Origin of the sequence: Pseudomonas sp. HMWF006 (assembly GCF_003061205.1) — a bacterium.
GTDB classification, from domain to species: Bacteria; Pseudomonadota; Gammaproteobacteria; order Pseudomonadales; family Pseudomonadaceae; genus Aquipseudomonas; species Aquipseudomonas monsensis.
The window spans coordinates 1-2,328 of record NZ_QAIU01000222.1; the positions used below are offsets into that span (position 1 = coordinate 1).

Consider the following 2,328-nt stretch of genomic DNA (forward strand, 5'->3'; position numbering starts at 1 on the left):
GCCAGCGTTCGAGAGCCCTACTTTTTCGCGACAGGATGCGCCCATGCCGTTAACCGTCAGACCCCGCCGCAAACGCAGCATCCGTATTATCGTGACGCTGCTCAGCGGTCTGCTCCCTGTCGTGCTGGGCAGTGCGATTCTTTACATCCAGGCTGAACGCACCTTGCAGCAGAGCGCGCTGCAAACGGCCGAGGAAGCACTGCGCCAGTTCGAACTGATGCTCGACAACACCGCGCAAGCCGCCCGGGAATTACTGCCACTGGCCGGCAAAACCTGCGAAGAGGTCAAGCTCGCCTTGCGCGAACAGGTCACCCGCCGCCCGTTCGTACGCTCGACCAACCTGGTGTGGGACGACAATCTCTATTGCAGCTCGTTGTTCGGCGATTTCAAGGAAGCCGTCAATGCCGGTGATTACACTCAGGGCAAGCTGTGGTTGATGAACGGCAATCCGGTAACGCCCAACACCGCGTTGCTGGTGTATCGCCTCAGTGACGGACGCGGCGGTGCGCTGACGACACTGGATGGTTATCACCTGAGCAACATCCTGCGCCTGATTGGCCGGGACACACTGTTGCTCCTGCAAGTGGGCAACAACTGGCTGTCCGCCGACGGCACCGTGCATCAAGGCCAGTTGCCGACGCTCCCGGTGGCGCAAAGCAAGCTGGATTCTTCGCATTATGCGTTCAGTGTCGCTGCCGGTTTTGCCCAAGGCGAAACCTGGCGGTACATGGCCGATGAATACCCGCCATTGTTCAGTCTGTTGATGTTTTTTGGTGTGGTGTCGGCGGCGATCGGGCATGTCCTGCAAAAACGCTCGACGTCGCCGAGCCATGAAATGCTCCGCGCGCTGGAGGCTGGCGAATTCATTCCCTATTTTCAACCCGTGGTGCATGGCGACAGCAAAAGGTGGTCAGGCGCTGAGGTGCTGATGCGCTGGAACCACCCGAAAGAGGGGCTGGTCCGTCCGGACCTGTTCATTCCGTTCGCCGAGCACTCCGGCCTGATCGTGCCAATGACCCGCGCCCTGATGCAGCAAACCGCCACCCTCCTCGGGCCTCTGTCGGCGACATTCGTCACCCCCTTCCACCTCGGCATCAATATCACCGCCAGCCACTGTCAGGATCTTGCACTGGTGGACGATTGCCGCGAACTGCTGGCGGCATTCACGCCGGGCAGTATCAATCTGGTGCTGGAGTTGACCGAGCGCCAGCTGATCGAGCCGACCGACATCACCCGACAGTTGTTCGCGCAACTGCATGAGCTGGGTGTAATGATTGCCATCGACGATTTCGGCACCGGGCATTCCAGCCTCGGTTACCTGCGCAAGTTCAATGTCGATTTCCTGAAGATCGACCAGAGTTTCGTCGCCATGATCGGTGTTGACGCACTGTCCCGGCACATTCTGGACACCATTATCGAACTCTCGGCCAAGCTGGACTTGGGTATTGTTGCCGAAGGTGTCGAAACCCAGGCACAGGCCGATTATCTGACCGCCCATAACGTCAACTTCCTGCAAGGTTATCTGTTCGGCAAGCCGATGGCTGCGGCAGACTTCATCAGTGCATTAAGTCACCATTAACTAAATGAAATTTTTCAGAGCGCATCACCACGACGCACCAAATTGATACAAAAGACTGTGATTGTTACATGAGGAAAAAGTCAGGATTTACTCTTGGCTCATTAACTACTACAATTTTTCATGCCTGTTGCAAGACTGGCAGGTGAGCCAATTATCACCGAGTCGCTTCAAGGCTCTTGGCTTATAGCTTTGTTTGCGGTTGGTATCAGCCAAACACACTATTGGAGTAAAGATATTGTCCAGACTCGCTGAATTTCGTGCAGCTGAAAAGGCCCTTCAGGAACAGCTCAAGCAGCTGGAATCGCTGAAGAACGATGCCGGGCTCAAGAAAGAAATCGAATTCGAAGAAAAGCTCCAGGGGCTGATGAAAACCTATGGCAAAGGCCTGAAAGACATCATCGCCATCCTCGATCCGAATCCGGCAAAATCCGGTCTGCAAGTGTCTGCGGCCCCTAAAACCCGCCGCGCTCGCGTGGTCAAGGTTTATCAGAACCCGCACACTGGTGAACTGATCGAAACCAAAGGTGGCAACCACCGTGGCCTGAAAGCCTGGAAGGAACAATACGGTGCAGCTACCGTTGATTCCTGGTTGCGCGGTTAATCGCGCTTCAACAAAAAGCCCCGCATCGTGCGGGGCTTTTTTATTGACAATATCTAACAAATGAAATGAATTTCATCGAGCAAGTTGTGATTTTCGTGTAACACCCGTGAGCCAGAACGCAAAAAAATTTGCTGCGCAATGTTGCTAC

The 2,328-nt window shown here is 55.1% G+C and carries 2 protein-coding genes; both read left to right on the top strand.

The genetic code is table 11. The features are described from left to right. The first annotated feature begins 43 nt into the window (after positions 1-43). Complete coding sequence (locus DBR24_RS08860; RefSeq protein WP_128614530.1) at positions 44-1,579, top strand: EAL domain-containing protein; 1,536 nt, start codon at positions 44-46, stop codon at positions 1,577-1,579. Positions 1,580-1,814: 235 nt separating this feature from the next. Next, the gene (locus DBR24_RS08865; protein WP_123468398.1) at positions 1,815-2,180 is read left to right on the top strand and encodes a histone-like nucleoid-structuring protein, MvaT/MvaU family; all 366 of its coding nucleotides are present in this window, start codon (positions 1,815-1,817) and stop codon (positions 2,178-2,180) included. Positions 2,181-2,328 lie beyond the last annotated feature (148 nt).

Bases quoted from the DNA above. Each gene is read 5' to 3' on its own strand.
- DBR24_RS08860 (WP_128614530.1), top strand. From the start codon at position 44: ATGCCGTTAACCGTCAGACCCCGCCGCAAACGCAGCATCCGTATTATC.